Origin of the sequence: Bradyrhizobium sp. YCK136, from assembly GCF_044570075.1 — a bacterium.
In the GTDB taxonomy this organism is placed as follows: domain Bacteria; phylum Pseudomonadota; class Alphaproteobacteria; order Rhizobiales; family Xanthobacteraceae; genus Bradyrhizobium; species Bradyrhizobium diazoefficiens.
Genome location: NZ_CP172424.1, coordinates 7,154,541 through 7,169,789 on the forward strand (window position 1 = coordinate 7,154,541; position 15,249 = coordinate 7,169,789).

25 protein-coding genes are annotated in these 15,249 nt (G+C 58.4%); 15 read left to right on the forward strand and 10 right to left on the reverse strand.

The genetic code is table 11. The features are described 5' to 3' along the window. Window positions 1–23: 23 nt before the first annotated feature. The 4 genes from ACFLEY_RS34580 (at window position 24) to ACFLEY_RS34595 (ending at window position 1,162) form a co-directional block, all read left to right on the forward strand. Window positions 24–278, forward strand: coding sequence for a hypothetical protein (locus tag ACFLEY_RS34580; RefSeq protein ID WP_396604325.1), 255 nt, complete (start codon window positions 24–26; stop codon window positions 276–278). After that, complete coding sequence (locus tag ACFLEY_RS34585) at window positions 275–613, forward strand: hypothetical protein (protein WP_396604326.1); 339 nt, start codon at window positions 275–277, stop codon at window positions 611–613. The genes ACFLEY_RS34580 and ACFLEY_RS34585 overlap by 4 nt, the downstream gene beginning before the upstream one ends. After that, a complete protein-coding gene (locus ACFLEY_RS34590) occupies window positions 610–840 on the forward strand; it encodes a hypothetical protein (RefSeq protein ID WP_057750256.1) in 231 nt (76 codons plus the stop codon). The genes ACFLEY_RS34585 and ACFLEY_RS34590 overlap by 4 nt, the downstream gene beginning before the upstream one ends. A 187-nt stretch (window positions 841–1,027) precedes the next feature. Continuing rightward, a complete protein-coding gene (locus ACFLEY_RS34595; protein WP_396604327.1) occupies window positions 1,028–1,162 on the forward strand; it encodes a hypothetical protein in 135 nt (44 codons plus the stop codon). Window positions 1,163–1,335: 173 nt separating this feature from the next. Here ACFLEY_RS34595 and ACFLEY_RS34600 read toward each other — a convergent pair whose 3' ends face one another. Then, entirely contained in the window at window positions 1,336–2,028 is a 693-nt protein-coding gene (locus ACFLEY_RS34600; RefSeq protein WP_038944727.1) for a Crp/Fnr family transcriptional regulator, read from the reverse strand. A gap of 211 nt (window positions 2,029–2,239) precedes the next feature. Here ACFLEY_RS34600 and ACFLEY_RS34605 point away from each other — a divergent pair, with 211 nt between their 5' ends. Then, entirely contained in the window at window positions 2,240–2,545 is a 306-nt protein-coding gene (locus tag ACFLEY_RS34605; protein WP_396604328.1) for a hypothetical protein, read from the forward strand. 411 nt (window positions 2,546–2,956) lie between these two features. Here ACFLEY_RS34605 and ACFLEY_RS34610 read toward each other — a convergent pair whose 3' ends face one another. Then, complete coding sequence (locus ACFLEY_RS34610; RefSeq protein WP_396604329.1) at window positions 2,957–3,193, reverse strand: DUF6894 family protein; 237 nt, start codon at window positions 3,191–3,193, stop codon at window positions 2,957–2,959. A 276-nt stretch (window positions 3,194–3,469) separates the two neighbouring features. Here ACFLEY_RS34610 and ACFLEY_RS34615 point away from each other — a divergent pair, with 276 nt between their 5' ends. After that, complete coding sequence (locus tag ACFLEY_RS34615; protein ID WP_396604330.1) at window positions 3,470–3,730, forward strand: response regulator transcription factor; 261 nt, start codon at window positions 3,470–3,472, stop codon at window positions 3,728–3,730. 224 nt (window positions 3,731–3,954) lie between these two features. Here the strand turns inward: ACFLEY_RS34615 and ACFLEY_RS34620 are convergent, their stop codons facing one another. Both ACFLEY_RS34620 and ACFLEY_RS34625 read right to left on the reverse strand, forming a co-directional pair. Then, window positions 3,955–4,542, reverse strand: a complete 588-nt coding sequence (locus tag ACFLEY_RS34620; RefSeq protein ID WP_396604989.1) for an RNA ligase family protein — start codon at window positions 4,540–4,542, stop codon at window positions 3,955–3,957. A 68-nt stretch (window positions 4,543–4,610) separates the two neighbouring features. Next, a complete protein-coding gene (locus ACFLEY_RS34625) occupies window positions 4,611–4,817 on the reverse strand; it encodes a hypothetical protein (RefSeq protein WP_396604331.1) in 207 nt (68 codons plus the stop codon). A gap of 358 nt (window positions 4,818–5,175) precedes the next feature. On the opposite strand from ACFLEY_RS34625, the gene ACFLEY_RS34630 reads away from it, so the two are divergent. From ACFLEY_RS34630 to ACFLEY_RS34645, 4 genes are all read left to right on the forward strand, one after another. Further along, window positions 5,176–5,418, forward strand: coding sequence for a hypothetical protein (locus ACFLEY_RS34630; RefSeq protein WP_396604332.1), 243 nt, complete (start codon window positions 5,176–5,178; stop codon window positions 5,416–5,418). Between the two features lie 284 nt (window positions 5,419–5,702). Next, on the forward strand, window positions 5,703–5,852 hold the full coding sequence (locus ACFLEY_RS34635; RefSeq protein WP_396604333.1) for a hypothetical protein: 150 nt from the start codon (window positions 5,703–5,705) through the stop codon (window positions 5,850–5,852). A 295-nt stretch (window positions 5,853–6,147) separates the two neighbouring features. Then, window positions 6,148–6,369, forward strand: coding sequence for a hypothetical protein (locus tag ACFLEY_RS34640; RefSeq protein ID WP_396604334.1), 222 nt, complete (start codon window positions 6,148–6,150; stop codon window positions 6,367–6,369). 101 nt (window positions 6,370–6,470) lie between these two features. Beyond that, window positions 6,471–7,271: a phytochelatin synthase family protein gene (locus tag ACFLEY_RS34645; protein WP_396604335.1), complete on the forward strand. Its 801-nt coding sequence runs from the start codon at window positions 6,471–6,473 to the stop codon at window positions 7,269–7,271. A 249-nt stretch (window positions 7,272–7,520) separates the two neighbouring features. On the opposite strand, the gene ACFLEY_RS34650 is transcribed toward ACFLEY_RS34645, so the two are convergent. Then, window positions 7,521–7,727, reverse strand: a complete 207-nt coding sequence (locus tag ACFLEY_RS34650; protein WP_396604336.1) for a hypothetical protein — start codon at window positions 7,725–7,727, stop codon at window positions 7,521–7,523. 192 nt (window positions 7,728–7,919) lie between these two features. Here ACFLEY_RS34650 and ACFLEY_RS34655 point away from each other — a divergent pair, with 192 nt between their 5' ends. Together ACFLEY_RS34655 and ACFLEY_RS34660 are read left to right on the forward strand one after the other, a co-directional pair. Further along, window positions 7,920–8,102, forward strand: a complete 183-nt coding sequence (locus ACFLEY_RS34655) for a hypothetical protein (RefSeq protein WP_396604990.1) — start codon at window positions 7,920–7,922, stop codon at window positions 8,100–8,102. Window positions 8,103–8,383: 281 nt separating this feature from the next. Beyond that, a complete protein-coding gene (locus tag ACFLEY_RS34660) occupies window positions 8,384–8,743 on the forward strand; it encodes a hypothetical protein (protein ID WP_396604337.1) in 360 nt (119 codons plus the stop codon). Between the two features lie 212 nt (window positions 8,744–8,955). Here the strand turns inward: ACFLEY_RS34660 and ACFLEY_RS34665 are convergent, their stop codons facing one another. From ACFLEY_RS34665 to ACFLEY_RS34680, 4 genes are all read right to left on the reverse strand, one after another. Further along, the gene (locus tag ACFLEY_RS34665) at window positions 8,956–10,116 is read right to left on the reverse strand and encodes a hypothetical protein (RefSeq protein WP_396604338.1); all 1,161 of its coding nucleotides are present in this window, start codon (window positions 10,114–10,116) and stop codon (window positions 8,956–8,958) included. Between the two features lie 9 nt (window positions 10,117–10,125). Continuing rightward, window positions 10,126–10,419: a hypothetical protein gene (locus ACFLEY_RS34670; protein ID WP_396604339.1), complete on the reverse strand. Its 294-nt coding sequence runs from the start codon at window positions 10,417–10,419 to the stop codon at window positions 10,126–10,128. Window positions 10,420–10,428: 9 nt separating this feature from the next. Next, window positions 10,429–11,121: a DUF4145 domain-containing protein gene (locus ACFLEY_RS34675; protein WP_396604340.1), complete on the reverse strand. Its 693-nt coding sequence runs from the start codon at window positions 11,119–11,121 to the stop codon at window positions 10,429–10,431. Between the two features lie 969 nt (window positions 11,122–12,090). Beyond that, a complete protein-coding gene (locus tag ACFLEY_RS34680; RefSeq protein ID WP_011085362.1) occupies window positions 12,091–13,050 on the reverse strand; it encodes an N-carbamoyl-D-amino-acid hydrolase in 960 nt (319 codons plus the stop codon). A gap of 203 nt (window positions 13,051–13,253) precedes the next feature. On the opposite strand from ACFLEY_RS34680, the gene ACFLEY_RS34685 reads away from it, so the two are divergent. From ACFLEY_RS34685 to ACFLEY_RS34695, 3 genes are all read left to right on the forward strand, one after another. Next, a complete protein-coding gene (locus ACFLEY_RS34685; RefSeq protein WP_011085361.1) occupies window positions 13,254–13,514 on the forward strand; it encodes a hypothetical protein in 261 nt (86 codons plus the stop codon). Window positions 13,515–13,724: 210 nt separating this feature from the next. Next, window positions 13,725–13,949 carry a hypothetical protein gene (locus ACFLEY_RS34690; RefSeq protein WP_011085360.1) on the forward strand — a complete coding sequence of 75 codons (225 nt, stop codon included), beginning with the start codon at window positions 13,725–13,727 and terminating at the stop codon, window positions 13,947–13,949. A 204-nt stretch (window positions 13,950–14,153) separates the two neighbouring features. Beyond that, window positions 14,154–14,480, forward strand: coding sequence for a hypothetical protein (locus tag ACFLEY_RS34695; RefSeq protein WP_028175643.1), 327 nt, complete (start codon window positions 14,154–14,156; stop codon window positions 14,478–14,480). Between the two features lie 6 nt (window positions 14,481–14,486). Here ACFLEY_RS34695 and ACFLEY_RS34700 read toward each other — a convergent pair whose 3' ends face one another. Next, on the reverse strand, window positions 14,487–15,245 hold the full coding sequence (locus ACFLEY_RS34700) for an NUDIX hydrolase (protein ID WP_171901237.1): 759 nt from the start codon (window positions 15,243–15,245) through the stop codon (window positions 14,487–14,489). Window positions 15,246–15,249 lie beyond the last annotated feature (4 nt).

Genomic DNA, 15,249 nt, shown 5'->3' on the forward strand with positions numbered 1-15,249 from the left:
CTTCGAAATGAAGGGGGACGACAATGGTCGTCAGGCTAACAGCGAGTGAACTGGAAACTGGCCGCCGTTTGGTTGCCGGCAAGATGACCCGTTCGGTGGTTCGCATTTTGCCGGAAGCCGATGATCTGATTGCAATCCATCGGATCAAGAAGCGAATCCGCCAATTGCTCTGGCATCCCGATAATGCTGACAACATGCGCGCGTGTCGCGCGTTGGTCCGCGAGCAAGCTCGGCTGTCGCTTGCGTATGAGCGACGCCATGGGAAAGCCCCCCAATGACGAACCTCCCGACTCCCGAAGAACGTCGCGCTTTGGAAGCCAGAGTGTCGCCCCAGCGGCGAGCCGAGATCGAAGGCTTCGTCAAATCGCTGGCACCGGTGATCGGCGATTTCGTGCTGGCAGCAATCACGCCGCTGAAAAACCGGATCAAGGAACTCGAGTCGCGCCCGACACTCCGCTACTTAGGCATTTGGGACGCGTCGCGGACTTATCCGGCGGGGACCTTCGTCACGCATGGGGGTTCGATTTGGCATACCGGCACGGAAACCACCGGCGTTCGGCCGGGTGAAGGCGGATTTTGGAAACTGGCAGTTAAGCGCGGAGGTTCGAAATGACGTTCGAAGAGGCACGGCAATTGTTTATCGATCGTCGGAACGAGGCATTGGTCAAGCATGGAAATTACCTGCTGCTCGACAAAGGCATGAGCGTCGATGATGCGGCATTTCGCGAATCGATGCTGCGCTATGCCGGTGATCTCGAAGAGTGGCGCATGTGGGCAACGCAGGAAGTCGCCATCCGCGCGTTCGGTGCGACTACGGCGCAATCGACGGAACGACACTAGATGCATCCCTCGCACGCCGTCAGGAACGGCAGCAAAAGCACCGAATGCCAAAAGGATGATCGAATTCACATGCGCGGCGTATTCACATGCGCGGCGTTACTGATGCCGTGGCTCTTGCCGAGGAATGTGAGGCACCTTCCTTGATCTATCTCAAGCAGCGCACAGCTCCATGCCGGACCATCGGGCCATGCCCGAACCTGACAACCAGACCGAGGGTAAGGAAGCCAAGCCATCACGGCTGAACGAGGCGCGGCGCATCATCGAGGAGTATGCCGCCGAGCTGCGGGAGATCATCCAGAAGCTCCGGCGTAAGTTGAACTAAGGCCGGGTCGGTAGTCCGCTCGTCGAGCCAGAGCGGACCAGATTTGCTCAATCTGAGGTTCTTCGCGTTTTGACCCGTAGCGGTCGTGAGGCTGTCAGGTTCACAAGCCGGCTAGATGACCCCACGCTGGTGCGGCAGCTAGACCAGAGGGGCAACGTCCGAGCAGGTTCAATTCATTTTTCCTTTTCGGCACGCTTTCTTAGGTGAGGACTGTCATGCAAGACCACGTTCAGCAGGGAATTATGGACCTCCAGTGATCCGTTGTATTTGATGAACCCAAGCTTGCGGAACTTGTTCATGAACATGCTGACGCGCGACCTGGTGGTCCCGACCATCTCCGCGAGTGTCTCCTGGCTTATCTTCGCTATGACCGGCTCGGGCTTACTCTCCTTGCCGAAGTTCGCCATCAAGAGGAGCACCCTCGCCAGACGCTTCTCACTGGAATTAAAAAGTTGGTCGACCAAGTCCTCCTCGACTCGGGCGTTCCTAGACAACAGGTGAGCCATGAACATCTCAGAGAATTTCGGCTCGTCATGGAGCACACGCACGATAGCTGCCTTTTCGAGCCGCATGATGACGCACTCCGTCACCGTTACGACCGTCGCCACCCGCAGCGGATGCCCATTTAGGCAGCTCTCACCGAAGAAGTCCCCATTTCCGTGGAGCGCGACGACCGCCTCCTTGCCCTGCTCGGAGACGACGCAGACCTTGACCTTGCCCTCCTGAATGTAGAAGACCGCATCACCGGGGTCTCCCTGAGAGAAGACCTTCCGATTCTTCCGATAGTTTGAAACGGTCCTCCCCGAGGCCACGGTGTGGAGGAACTCCTGGACGTCGAAGGGCTGCTTCTTCGTTGCCTTGGCCACGCTTCCCGCCTTTAATTATCAACTGGCTTACATTCTAGGGCAAACCGAACATCAGGAAAACCCGGCCCGGATGTCGGTGGCAGTGTAGTGGCACGTGTCCCCGGCGGCCAAGTGAGCACTAAAGCTCAGATTTCGGCTCCAAATGTGCGCAGACTCGTTCGTTATGGAGATGCCGAACCAAGAGGCGTCCCAGTAACAGAGGAGCTGAATTATGGGTGTCATCCTTCCGTTCTTATCAGCGGGCGTGTTCGAGCCGAACGATATTGAGGCGATGTCCCTGGCTTGTGAGGAAGTCTGCCATTACCTTCATATCAACGGCGACACGGCTCGCGAGACCATCGCAACGAGAGTCATCGAGCTGGCCCAGCGCGGCGAACGTTGCCCCACAGTCTTGCGCGACCGGGTGCTTGCGGGAATGAACGCTGGCCCCGGACGATGGCTGACGGGGTTTGGCGTCGTCTCAGGGACGCCCGCCAATGATGATCTCAGGCTGTCCACTTCTGGGCGATTGTGTTGAAGAAGTCGGCCTGTAGATATCTAGCGGCGACCTAACTCACTAACGACACGTTAATTTCTCTTGGCATGTGAGCACTACTGACCAGCGCCGAGCCCAGCGGCGGTTCCACAGTGGGTCCCATCACCGCCCACCACGGCAACTACCGGTGACTGAGAGTTCTGTAACGCTCCCGCCTGATCAAGGCGTGCAACATGTTCCGCCATCCCCGAACGCTATGTCCAGCGTGCCGAACAGAAGCGGTGCTGGCTCGGATTACGCCCGGCCGCTTTGGCTTCGATATCCGGACGTTTGAGTGCCCCGCGTGCAAGGACGTCCACCAGCTTGTGGCCGATCTGGTTGATCCGATGAAATCCCCGCGAACAACCGGCTGGCTTCACGGTCAACTGCAAGCGCCGACGTAGCGGCTGCACCTTATTGGGCCGGGTTTTCGTATGAGGGCCTTGAATACACGGGCACGGTGCCAATCTTACGTCCGTCATCGCTGATTATGGCGATGCGACGCTTAGGATCATCTTCGGGCTTATCAAGTGAAACGCCGATGGCCAGCACTGTCGCCCTGATGATTGCAGCGATATCGTCGTCGCAAACAAAGCCCGATGAATCAAAAAGCCTGTGGCCATCCTCAACATCAAAAAAGTAGCGGGGCATCGGCAACCTCTAGTGCGCCAAGTGCTTCCAGACAGCATTGTTCCGAATAGGCTGCCGAATAGGGGGCCTCAAGCAGACCATGGGAAACTGCGAGGCCCAGAGAGGCAGTCGCGTCCGGGTTTTGTTCCACTTTCCCGTCTGTTCTCTCAAGATGGGTGTTTTAACCCCTAGTGGCCCCAGTTTCATTGTGAGCAATATTGCTCACTTTCCCCGGAACGATAGTCTGTTCCCCGCGTGTGCCCTTGCGCTCCTATTGCGGCGCACTGAGGTCCCCGAGTGGAAAACCAACAGCTTTTTATCCTGGTCGTTGAAGACGACCAGCTTGTTCAGAACCTTGTCGAAGACTGCCTGTGCGAGGGCGGGTTCGAGACTGTAGCAACTCCGTCCGGCGAAAAGGCCATTGAGCTACTTGATGTGGCCGAGGGCAAATACCGGGCGCTCGTCACGGACATCAATCTGAAGCCCGGTGAGATCGACGGGTGGGAGGTCGCGCGACACGCCAGAGAGATCGCCCCCACTTTCCCGTCGTTTACATGAGCGGCATCGAAGCAGACGATTGGGCATCAAAGGGCGTACCTAACAGCATCATGTTGGCGAAGCCGTTCGCGCCCGCGCAGCTTGTCACTGCCATTTCTCAGCTTCTCAACGCGATCCCACCAGCCGAGTAAGTGCCGCCTCAGTCGCCTGTTGGCCCCAAGGCGAAGTGGTCCAATCGGCCGTTGAGGTCCGCTGTTAGTTGCAGATCGGACCTGTCGCTCTGCTCACAGCTCCCGCTCCATCGCCGGATGCTGCCGGTTCTTCACTTTAACCCAGTACTTGCTACGTCCGGCCTGATAGGGCCGGTCGCGCCGCTTCGATACCAACCCTTCAAGTCCTAGCTTGCAGGCAGCGCGAAACAGATCAGGCCCAAGCTCGCCGCGTTCGAAGGGATTGACGAAGACACCTTCAGGGCGCCGCGCAAGCAGACGCTCCAAGTTGGCCTTCCGCATCGACAAGGGGAGCATGCGGAGGTCGTCGCCGCCTTCCGCGAGAATATCGAAGGCGCAGAACTGCACTTCGTGATCGTGCTTGCGGGAGTGCAGCGCGTTGAAGTCCGAGATTCCATCAACGCCGAGCACGACAGCTTCACCATCGAGTACGAAGTGCCTCTGGCGGACCTTACTAGCGGCTTCTACGATCCACGGATAACGGTTCGCCCAATTGTGCCCGCCACGCGTGATCAGGCGCACGCGGTCGCCAGCGCGCTCCAAGCGGAGGCGATAACCGTCGTACTTTACTTCATGGAGCCAATCGGGGCCGTCCGGGACTACAATGCCCTTCGTCGGCAGGCAAAACTCAAATGAACGCATGCGGGAAAAATAGGCATTCGCGGCCCAAAATGCGAGATGGAGCAACCCGACGAAAGCTGCGGCCTGCTCTACGGCCTTGGCGGCAGATCAGCAGTCATTTCGCTACGGGTGTTCTCACCTTTAGCTTGCTCCACGGCCGATGCCAGCACAGCAAGGTGTTCGGCCAATCTGGTAAACAACTCGCGCTTTTTGGGATCGGTTGCCAAGTCTCGAATAAGGGCGCACTCAGCAGCGTCTCGCCGAAGCTTCTCTAGCTGGGCCTGCATGTCTTTCATCTGCGGCCTCCATGTTCCCTTGAGGGAACATTACAAATACTCGCTCCAGCTCACAAGTGAACACAGCGAAATCACCAAGATGGCGTAGCATCCGATTGCATGGCGCGTTTCTTGACGCGCCAGCCGTCGGGCCGCCTGCCCCTAATGTCCCCCTCCAGCCCCCGTAGGGAGGGCAGGCTGGTCCGATGGGGTGCCCAGCGGCATCAAAGCGAGAAAAACAACAGAAGACCCGAGGTGGCTTGGTTCAGCGACGGCCGCGCTCGGCTCGACGTTCCGGTTCGCTTCCAATGAAGGTTTGCCGGTAAACTTACGGTTCCATAGTATTGTCCGACCTCATAGGCGTGCTGGAGGGCGAGACATGGCGATCTACCTACATTTGCAAACCCACGGTATGGCACTGAAAGAAATTGCGTGTATCACAAAGGCTTACGAACAAACGTTACGTGCTCTGTGCGTTAAAGATCGCGACGATCCGCTCACGGAACTGGTGGCGAAAACAATCATTAAGATCGCCCAAAAAGGGCTCAAAGACCCTGCACAGATTTCAGCGCAGGCGATCACCGAACTCGAAATGCTAGGCGAGCGCCGACCGGGGAACTGAAACATTCCGGAGATCGGGAGGTTGGCTATTGGGCTTCGGGGCTTCGCAACGTGCGAGGCGTGCCATGACCCCTGTCCCGGTGGGCGATGTGCTCCTGACGGTCGCAGTCATGGCCGTGACCTTCGTGGTCGAGATCGGCCTTTTCATCCTGATCGGGATGTTCTGAATGGATCACTCATCCGCTCAGATATCGCATGCCGAATGCCTTAATTTCGCTCAGATTTTTCGAAATCCGCCGCAACCATCTGCCCTGTTCGGCGTCATGCTCAATTGAGGAGCGCGCAATGGACGACGACGAGGAACATCAAGAGCTTGAAGATCAGATCATGTGCTACCGCATGATGGAGCGCGACGTCACCGATCCGCTCGCACTCGGGCTCCTGCACGATATCGTCGCAGAATTAGAAGCCGTGCTGCAAGCTTCAAACGAGTAGCCAGGGAAACCGCCCAAGCTCGGACCGCGCTGCCGAGGACAACCCTGATATCGAGCGTCCTTGAAAACTCCGTGCCAAGAGAAATCGCAATAGCGCTCTGGTCATTTGATGGCAATCGCACATATGAAGCCGTTCCCATTGGGTGTAGGGTTCAGCGTACTCGAATAATGCGGCGTCCGGCGCAAAACGTGTCAACATTTCTGCTGTAACCGGCCTTTGAGGCTCGTTAGATAGGAGTAGGAACGTCTCCGTTTCCGGCAACGGACGAGGCTCTGGCGAAGCTGGAGGCGCGGCCATGAAGCGCCACGCCCTGAGCAAGTATTTCGGTAATGGCGTCGGCCACGTACTGCGCCAGCACAACAGTGCGGTGCTGCTGTTCAGCTGGCACGGCAAGCCCGACGGAACGGCCCGATATGTCGAGCACATCAATCGCTACGTTCGCAATGGCGTAGAATATCCCAGCCTTGCCGCCCTGGTCCGCGCTGTCGAGGCTGAACACGCTTACAAAGGGACCTGATCTACAGCTGCCCCGAACTCTTTTCCTTGGCTTAGATCAAACTCAGATGATCAATACTCCGATCGCTTTTTGGGTCGGGCTTCCAAGAATAGGAGGTAGCCATGTTACACCTCGCGCGAATTGCACTCGCGCTGTTGCTGGCGACGGTGCAACTTCCGGCAACATTTGCGCTCGACAATTCACCAGCGACCATTTCGCGGGAGCTTGTGCAATTCTCGTCCGATGAGGGGCTTGCGCGACTTGCCCGCTCAACTGCCAAGGTGGACTTTCCCGCGCTTGCCAATCAGTTTGAAGCAGAGTCGAACGTCGCGTTCTGTGGACCCGCGTCTGCCGCCATTGTGCTCAACGCCGTTCGAGGCCGGAGCCCTGATCTGCCACGGGACCGGAGTCGATTACATTCAGAAGACCTTAAATACATTCCGAGCGCCTACGATCCCACGATCCCTCGCTTCACACAGGACAACGTGATCACCAAAGGCCCTAAGACCCGCGCGCAAGTTCTCGGCGAACCGGTCACGATCAATGGAAAACAGGTACAGGACTTCGGCTACCAGATACGTCAGCTCGATGAGATGCTGAGGGCAAATGGTCTTACGACCCGGCTTGTCATCGTTGATGACAGCAAGCTCGAGCAGGATATTCGGACCGATTTGGTTGAAAACCTCAAGCGCCGGGGTGACTATGTGATCGTCAACTACCAACGCAAGGCTGTAGGCCAGCAGGGCCCCGGTCATATCTCGCCGCTTGGCGCATACGACGCTCAATCCGACTCATTCCTCGTCCTTGACGTCAACCCTGCGAGCGCTGGCTGGGTGTGGATGCCAACTGCGGCCCTCGTTAAGGGCATGCGGACTTTCGATACAGTTGAAAATCGCGGGTATATTCTTGTTGAGACTCCCTGAGGCGTTTCTTCAGTTCGCGTCGATGAAATGAAAAGTTCCGCTATTCGCCCATCGCGACGATACCGGACTATCCGCCTTTGGTCCGCTTGTTGAAGCCAAGCCGACAACTCACGCCACCGCGTGATCTTCCTTCTCCGCCCCGCATCACAATCTTGAGCAACGGCAGTTGCAGCGCGTTGATCTCATTCCAGGACGCCAGCATCCAGACATCGCGTTCTTCAGTTGTCACGTTCACGTGTGGGGGCCGATCTACTTGACTTCGATCACTAGCTTTGCGAACCGCAAGCTTCGGACGTAATAACCGTGCCGCTGAACGGCTGACTTGATCTCATCGCTCACCTTCAGAATTCTTCTTCTACTCTTGCGCCACCTTTTGCCGGAGTAAGCCGGCGGTATCGGCGAGCCTAATCTTAGAACGAGCAAGTCACGCGTCCCGTTGCGATAGACATCAAACACTTTCCGCTCCCGTGATCTACTAATTGAACCAAGTATCAAATGCGCTTTTGGGTGGTCTCAATCGACCAGCTTGGCACCTATGATGGTCGCGCAGGTTGTAACCCTGCAACAACATACGCCGCTTGTGAATTGCGGGGAGAAAGGTGGTGCCGTGGCACCATCTACTTAGATTTCTGCTTGGATGTTGTTCGTATGCCACGCCAACGCACCAACTCTGATCTTGATCAATACGAGCTGGCGGTCGATGAGATCGTCGCCGCTTGTGACGGTGACCTGCGCGGTGCGCTCAGAGCGCTGATGCTGCTGAATGAGCAGTTGGAGCAGCGGCTGGCTCTGCTGAGTGACGTCCGTCCCGCTCAACAGCGGCTGCATTAGACTAGCGTCGGCGGCAGCGATGCTGAACAGACTTCAGGTCGCGCTCCGCTCCCTCGATCACCTCAACAGAAACTCCGACAAAAAATTCCTGCTCCAGATCAAACAGTTCCCTCCGAATTTTCAATCGCACTCACGTGTTTTATTTTCATTCGCATGTCAGTTGCTCGACACCAATCATCGTGGCCGCTAAATTAGACCATGGTTGATCATCGGGTTTCTCGCACCATCCCGCACCGACAGAGACCAGCAGCAAAATCAGAACCTCAAAATAGGGCCGCCGGATGACCTCCGGCGGTCCCCTCAACTTCACGCACGGAACTGATCTCATGGACTGCACGGACCTTGCTGAGGTGTTCAGAGAGCAAGCAGAATGGCGACGACAGAAAGCGCGCGAATATCCTGACGAACGCAACATCGAAGCTGCAGAATGCTTCGACCGGCTCGCTGCGACTGCGACAAATGTCGAACCTGCGGTGTTGCAGGCATACGAAGAACTCTTAGAAGACTACGGCGATCATGAGCTGCAATCAGAGTTGCTGCGGCAGGTTGGGTTTCATTGGTTGCCGGCGAATGCCTCAGAGTTTATTTCTAGGTTTATCCGAGAGCGGACAAACCCATGGAGCATTTGCAGCAAAGCGTGATGCATCTTGCCCTCTATGAAGGGCGCTCCGAATGTCAGTTTCGCCATCGCCGTAAAGGGACACCACGATGGCTGGCTTGTTGTGGTGGCGAAAGCGCGCTCCCTAGGGGAGACGAAGGGCACGCAAGGAACCAACTGAAAAACAAGAACAAATCCAACCTTACTGCAAGAACATTGCTACCACTGTCGGCTACCACCTGCAAGCATTCGGGGCTAGGGCACCTCCGAGCGCCTTCGCCGAGCCTCCGCCTCTTGATGGTATCTGACGGGGTCTGGGTGAACAGGGATGATCGAATGAAAGCCTTGTTGGAGATTGCGAGCCATCCGCACCAACAAAGAGAGCAATCGATGCACGTTTTCCTTCGTTTCGCGGACAAGCTGCCCAAGTTGGACGGCTGCGTCCCCGCTATCATCCAAGTATTTTTGATCGACGATACCTCCCTTGTGAGTGAAGAGATGGCGCCGGTGAAACATCAGATTTGCCCATCTGCAATCTACAGCATCCACTCCCTGCAAAATACTTATGTCGAAATCGCTTTTGAGATCAGCGGCCACATCCGATAGTTGCGCAAAATTGGCCCTCTCCCACTTCGCTCGGCGCGAAGGTGTCATGGGCACTTGCCCCAGCAGTTGCCGAGCGAAGTTTCGGCCAACCGTGTCGAACGCATCAACCGCTTCCTTCAGGGCGGTAGTCGGTGAGCCCCCACCGTTCAGTGCTGAGCGGATCGCATCAATATCACTCTCAAACATGGAAACGTCATTTCTCGTCCCGCAGGTTGAGCAGTATCCGTAGCGGCCAAGGATGTCGTTGTGGTTTCCACACGCCACGCAGCTAAACTTTGTCTGCCTTGATTTTTCGACAAAGAATTCAGGCGGAGGTCCATCGAAGCTTGTTACTTCAACGCCCTCAAGCAGCTTGCGAGCTGCTATGGAGAACTGGCCGTCCTTCTTCTCGTCCAATACTCTCCGAAAAATAGCGCAGCAGGCCTCAACGTACACGCGCTGCGCGTCGCTCAGACACTCGTGCGCCTCGGAATGCCCGCCGCAATAACAACAAACGGCAGTCTGGACGAGCCCGGGCGAGCCCGTGCGCCAGTATCCACCGCAATGCGGGCATTTGCGCCCCCACATCGCGCGTTCATCGGTTGCAATCAGCACCTGGAAGCATTCTGCAAACGGAGGCTGCGCTTCCTGTGTCAAATTCAGTATGCCCACTGGGATGCCTTGGCGGAGCGCCCAGATGCCATAAACCTTCAAAGGAAGCGGCCGCGAATACGTGATGCCCGCGGAGTAAACCTGTTTGCCGTCTACCGTGGACACTCTGAAGGTGATTTCGACATTGGAGATAGGAATATCCATGAACTCTTCGTCCACAGCAGTCTCCTAGTCTTCTGCTTTACAGAGCTTCTCAGCCTTCTCGGCCGCCTTCTCAATAGCGATTTCTCGGCGCGCCTTGATCTCGTAGTGCAGCCAAATGAGAAATACGCCAGCAATAGTCAGCTCTACAACCAAGCCCTCAGTCGACTGCATTCCCGCGAACAGGAGCCAACCCGCACCTATGACTGCAATCAAGACGAAGCCAACCGCAACGAGCCAGAGAGCACCTTGAATAAGGGCAGGGAGTAGTGCCAGAACCAGTACGGCAAGCACGATTCCGCCAGCTATTTCGATCAGCATTTCCTGTCCTCAGGGCGCCTTACGTGCCTGAAGGCGTGCAATCAGTCCCTTGAGCTGGTAAAGCGCCTTAACGATTTCCTTAGCCAGCTCAATTGAATCTTGCGCCTCATCTGCGCCGATGTTGTCGTAAACCTTTGCCTCAACGTGGGCTGCATCGTTCCCAAGGGCTTTGAGTTCGTTCATCGCATCAAATAACGGCTCCGGGAGCACGATTGCGTTCCTCAGCGAAGCAAGTCGCTGGTGCAGATTCGCTCCCGCTGCTCCGTTCTCATCGCATATTTCTTCGAGCAGCCTTCGGACCATCATCGTGGCCGCCCTATACGCGCCTGCACCATGGCACGCGACAGCCTCCTTCAACGTCTGCTGGAGGCGCGGAGATAGTCCTTCCGGGTTGAAGTCTAGCAACTGCGGCGGTTCAATTTCGACAACCGCGTTTCCCGCTTCGATCACAAAAACCAAACCGAAGCACTTCACGTTGGGACAAATCCTGATGGTCGCAAAGTAGGTCCCGATTACACCACTGTTCCCAACTTTCCCCGGCTTGTTGAATGCCTTCGCGGGACCGATTGCGTTGAAAGAGCCCAATTCGCGGCAATGCGGGCATCTTATCGATACCGGAAGACGCGACGTATCCTGGGAGAAGCCTCCGTCCGCCCGAAACACATTTGTCTCGTTCGGCACGAAGTGCGGCGGCACGTTCATAGCCCCTCCTGGCGTAGTCTTTACAGTTGAACACAACCCTTACCCGAGATTCGCCCGATGGCGAGAGCTATGCAAAAGCGAATCACAACGTTTCCGAAAGGAGCGTTGTAAACATCCTAGATGGTCGGGGGGCTTGGATTGCGATGGGTCTAAGCCGGCCCGCGCCCGCCGGTAGCTATCCCACGAAAATATTTCAAGAACATCGGATCGGGACACAACGGAGGACACATCCGCGTCATAGTATTGATTTTATTGGGATTTTTGCTGCCGGAGAACCCCTGCGCAGTGGTTGGACGGCTTATGCCGTGCTCTCCCGGGAGCCGAGTTCGTTCTGGCCTCCCTCACCCCAGCGAAATTCACCGGCGCCGCGCCGGTTGACGCGACTGCCGCATCCGCCAAGGCTTGACCGTAGCAACGACGGCCAGGACCACACGGTTTTGCCGTACGCACGGCCCGCCATTTCGCCGCAGTTTTCCCAGCCCTGTCGACGGAGCCGGAAACTTACAGACGAGACGAACCTGACAGCGCCGCTCATCCAGCACGAAGTTCTGGGCTCACGGAGAGCAATCCGCCCTGCCCTTGGCCTCGCACCCGACGCTGCCGCGTCCACCGCAAGCCCGGCTCGCGAAACGTGACGACACAAGATCGCCCCTCAAGGATGAGCCGGGATGGGCGAGACGTACGCCATTTCCGAATTTCGGTAAAGTGGAATATTTTAGCGAAGGCGGGTTGACAGCTTCGCAGGTGTTTTGCCCGTCGGGCAACCGTGACGCTCCGCGGATCTGGGAAGCGCTCAACTCAACCGTCGTCCTGGCGAAAGCCAGGACCCATACCGCGAGGTTTATCGATTTAAGGCAGTATTAGTCCCGCCCAACCAGTCTTCGCCAAACTTCTCCCTGTGGTAATGGGTCCTGGCTTTCGCAAGGACGACGCGGGAGAGACGGAAACGCAAGACAACGGGCGGGAGCATCACCCCTTCGTCGGCACTTGTGTCCCATCCGCCATCGTCGTCACGCCCTTGCGTTCGACGATCATCCCGTAGGCGCGGGGCTGGCGGTGGACGTCGAAATTGAAGGTGGTGCGCTTGTAGGAGTTGCAGAGATCGAGGTCGCAGCGCGCCAGCGCGATCTCGTCGCCCTTGGTCGTGCACGCCGCGACGATCTCACCCGAAGGTGCGATGATGCAGCTGCCGCCGATGTGGTCGACGCCCTCCTCGATGCCGGCCTTGGCGACGCCGACCACGAAGGTGCCGTTCTGGTAGGCGCCGGCCTGCATCACCAGGTGATTGTGGAACAGCGAGAGATCGTCGTGCTCGGGCGCAGGCGGATTGTGCACCGGCGTGTTGTAGCCGATCATCACCATCTCGACGCCCTGCAGGCCCATCACCCGGTAGGTCTCGCTCCAGCGGCGGTCGTTGCAGATCGCCATTCCCATCACGCCGCCGAAGGCATTGGTCACGCCAAAGCCGCTGCCGGGCTCGAAGTAGCGCTTTTCCAGATGCTGAAATTCGCGCCATGGCTCATGCTCGGCATGGCCGGGCAAATGAACCTTGCGGTATTTCGCGACGATCGCGCCGCTCTTGTCCACCAGAATGGAGGTGTTGTAGCGCCTGGCGACGCCGGCCTCGACCGTCAGCTCGGCATAGCCGAGGTAAAACCCGATACCGATCTCGCGCGCGAGGTCGAATAGCGCTTGCGTCTGCGCCCCCGGCATCTCGCGCTCGAAGAAGGCGTCGATCTCCGCCTGGTCCTCGAAATACCAGCGCGGAAAGAACGTGGTCAGGGCGAGCTCGGGATAGACGATCAGGTCGCAGCCGTTGGCCCGCGCCTGGCGCATCAACGCCATCAGCCGCGCCACGACCTCCGTCCTCGTCTCAGCTCGGGCAATCGGGCCAAGCTGGCCGGCCGCGATAGTCACAAATCTCGCCACGCGTCGTTCCTTCGTTCTCTTTCGGAATCACGTCGAGGCAGACCCTAACGCGCGACGCGTCACGCGCACAGCCTCGCTGTCCGGCACGATGCCCAACGACAGGGCAGGCCTTCGCCCTCGGCCGGCGCGCTGGCACTCTCCTTGCTGCTCTTCCGCCAATCCCTCAGACCCGCAGTGGGCCTGTTTCATAGTGAGGCGATCATATGCAGCCGACGTCCCGTTTCGAAGCGACTATCCCGACACAGCTCCACGCCCTGATCTCCGATCTGCGTTGGCGCGCGCAATTGCTCGACGCCGACATTCTGGAGGAAGAGCGGAAGGCCGGAATCTCCGATCCAAAGAATCTCGCCTACCCGATACTCGCGCAGAACCTGAGAGCCCGGCGCGACAACCTCCAGGTGAGCATCGCGATCCTGGAAAGCCGCATTGAAAAGCGATCAACCGACTGGCCGCACGCCGCCTGACGCGAACAGTGCCGGGCCCGACCCGGCAACGCGACGGCATATGCAGGAGGGCGCGGGCTATGGAGGGTAGCACTGTCCGCGCCGGTCGACGCGCAGGAACGCGCGTTGCCCTTTTGCAACGGTTCCCCACGGTCTGAAGCCGGACAAAAGAAACTCCCATTCCAGCCACGAACCCCGCTCACAACGCCGTGAGACTACAGGGGAACTACGATGCGTGCACAACGCGTTTGGAAAGTGAACGGGGCCGCCAGCATCGGGCAGCTCCAATCCAGACTGGACGATCTGAACAAGCGTCTCAGTCAGCTCGAAAGCCAGCATCCTGAGAGCTGGAAGGTCGAAGAGCTGAGATCAAGCGCACTCAGCCTGTCGCGCGAGATCGACGACATCCGCTGCGCCGAGGCGACCGCGGCATTGAGCGAATTGCTGCGGAAGTAGGCGGGACGGCGGCGATTCGGCGTCGCGTTGGGAACCAACATCCGCCGCCGCCATTGCCATGCGGAGCATGGAGCAAAATCATGACCAGGCACCTGACGCGAGCCCATCTCGCGCGCGGCGTGGCCGGCGCGGTTTCCACGCTGGTCCTGTGCGCGACGGCAGCATTCACCATCGCGCACCACTTCGCGCTGTGAGGGATCTCGCATGACGTCGGAACCCGAGGAATCGGTGAGGCTGCAAGGTTTTGGCGAGATGACGTTGCGCACGGCGATCGCGACGCTGATGGCGCTCGCGCCGCGCGAGCGATCGGAGGCCGCCATCTTCCGCGTCCGCGACGGTTCGCGTCTGGCCGCGAGCGAGATCGCCGACCTCGCGTCGGATTGGGGCATGACGCCGATAGCCGAAGTCAGGTCTCCAAGGCTGGTCCCGGAGCAGCACTGGCCGGACATCGTCCGCAGCATGGTGCGCGAGGCGCCGCTGCCGTCGCTGATGGTGGCGTTCCTGGTGGGCGTGCTGGTGGCGCGGCGGTAGCGAGCATCATCGAGAAGTGCTGTGCGTCGACAGCCTGCTCCAGATCCCGATTGCCTCGAGCGTGTAGCTGTCCTTGATCTCACGCGACAGGATTTTCGACCAGATCATATCGGCCGGCATCAACAGAGTTCGGGTAATGACCTCGCGGATCTCGGGAGATCGCTCCCGGCGGCCGACGACCGAGGCGTGCACGATGTGGACCTCGTTGTCCATCAGGCCGGTATCCGTCAAGACGGTTCCGATCAGCCGCGGCTCGGCACCGAGATAGCCGGTCTCCTCCTCCAACTCCTTCAAGGCATTGGCCTCCAACCCGATCCCCGGCTCGGCAAATCCGCGCGGCAGCTCCAGCATGAGCCGTCCGAGCGCATGACGCTCCTGCTCGACCATCACGATGTCGCCGACATTCCCAAGCTTCGGGTCGGCAACCGTGGCCACCACCACGACATTGTGCCCACCCAGCAGTTGACCGCGCGAGACGATCCGAAAATAAGGATGGACGATCGTGGCCGGGCCTTCGCCCACCTCGACCAGATCGACAAGCACGAGCACGTAGTCGTTGGAGAAGGTAAGCCCGAGCGCGACACCATGCTCGCGCGCGTAGCTCACCAGGCGGGCACGGTCGAGCACGAGCCGCCGATATCGGCGCGGCTCGAAGAGCCGGGGGTATTCGGCGAGCGCCTCGAAATAGGCCTCGATGCCGGCTGCTGGATCGAGCAGATTTCCCCTGGTCAACGATAAAGATTGATACGGGCCTGCCGCTGCCACCAGC

What these genes read in the sequence shown, in the direction of transcription:
- ACFLEY_RS34580 (WP_396604325.1), top strand. Translation starts at nt 24, where the DNA reads ATGGTCGTCAGGCTAACAGCGAGTGAACTGGAAACTGGCCGCCGTTTG.
- ACFLEY_RS34585 (WP_396604326.1), top strand. Translation starts at nt 275, where the DNA reads ATGACGAACCTCCCGACTCCCGAAGAACGTCGCGCTTTGGAAGCCAGA.
- ACFLEY_RS34590 (WP_057750256.1), top strand. Translation starts at nt 610, where the DNA reads ATGACGTTCGAAGAGGCACGGCAATTGTTTATCGATCGTCGGAACGAG.
- ACFLEY_RS34595 (WP_396604327.1), top strand. Translation starts at nt 1,028, where the DNA reads ATGCCCGAACCTGACAACCAGACCGAGGGTAAGGAAGCCAAGCCATCA.
- ACFLEY_RS34605 (WP_396604328.1), top strand. Translation starts at nt 2,240, where the DNA reads ATGGGTGTCATCCTTCCGTTCTTATCAGCGGGCGTGTTCGAGCCGAAC.
- ACFLEY_RS34610 (WP_396604329.1), bottom strand. Translation starts at nt 3,193, where the DNA reads ATGCCCCGCTACTTTTTTGATGTTGAGGATGGCCACAGGCTTTTTGAT.
- ACFLEY_RS34620 (WP_396604989.1), bottom strand. Translation starts at nt 4,542, where the DNA reads ATGCGTTCATTTGAGTTTTGCCTGCCGACGAAGGGCATTGTAGTCCCG.
- ACFLEY_RS34625 (WP_396604331.1), bottom strand. Translation starts at nt 4,817, where the DNA reads ATGAAAGACATGCAGGCCCAGCTAGAGAAGCTTCGGCGAGACGCTGCT.
- ACFLEY_RS34630 (WP_396604332.1), top strand. Translation starts at nt 5,176, where the DNA reads ATGGCGATCTACCTACATTTGCAAACCCACGGTATGGCACTGAAAGAA.
- ACFLEY_RS34635 (WP_396604333.1), top strand. Translation starts at nt 5,703, where the DNA reads ATGGACGACGACGAGGAACATCAAGAGCTTGAAGATCAGATCATGTGC.
- ACFLEY_RS34640 (WP_396604334.1), top strand. Translation starts at nt 6,148, where the DNA reads ATGAAGCGCCACGCCCTGAGCAAGTATTTCGGTAATGGCGTCGGCCAC.
- ACFLEY_RS34645 (WP_396604335.1), top strand. Translation starts at nt 6,471, where the DNA reads ATGTTACACCTCGCGCGAATTGCACTCGCGCTGTTGCTGGCGACGGTG.
- ACFLEY_RS34655 (WP_396604990.1), top strand. Translation starts at nt 7,920, where the DNA reads ATGCCACGCCAACGCACCAACTCTGATCTTGATCAATACGAGCTGGCG.
- ACFLEY_RS34660 (WP_396604337.1), top strand. Translation starts at nt 8,384, where the DNA reads ATGACCTCCGGCGGTCCCCTCAACTTCACGCACGGAACTGATCTCATG.
- ACFLEY_RS34670 (WP_396604339.1), bottom strand. Translation starts at nt 10,419, where the DNA reads ATGCTGATCGAAATAGCTGGCGGAATCGTGCTTGCCGTACTGGTTCTG.
- ACFLEY_RS34675 (WP_396604340.1), bottom strand. Translation starts at nt 11,121, where the DNA reads ATGAACGTGCCGCCGCACTTCGTGCCGAACGAGACAAATGTGTTTCGG.
- ACFLEY_RS34685 (WP_011085361.1), top strand. Translation starts at nt 13,254, where the DNA reads ATGCAGCCGACGTCCCGTTTCGAAGCGACTATCCCGACACAGCTCCAC.
- ACFLEY_RS34690 (WP_011085360.1), top strand. Translation starts at nt 13,725, where the DNA reads ATGCGTGCACAACGCGTTTGGAAAGTGAACGGGGCCGCCAGCATCGGG.
- ACFLEY_RS34695 (WP_028175643.1), top strand. Translation starts at nt 14,154, where the DNA reads ATGACGTCGGAACCCGAGGAATCGGTGAGGCTGCAAGGTTTTGGCGAG.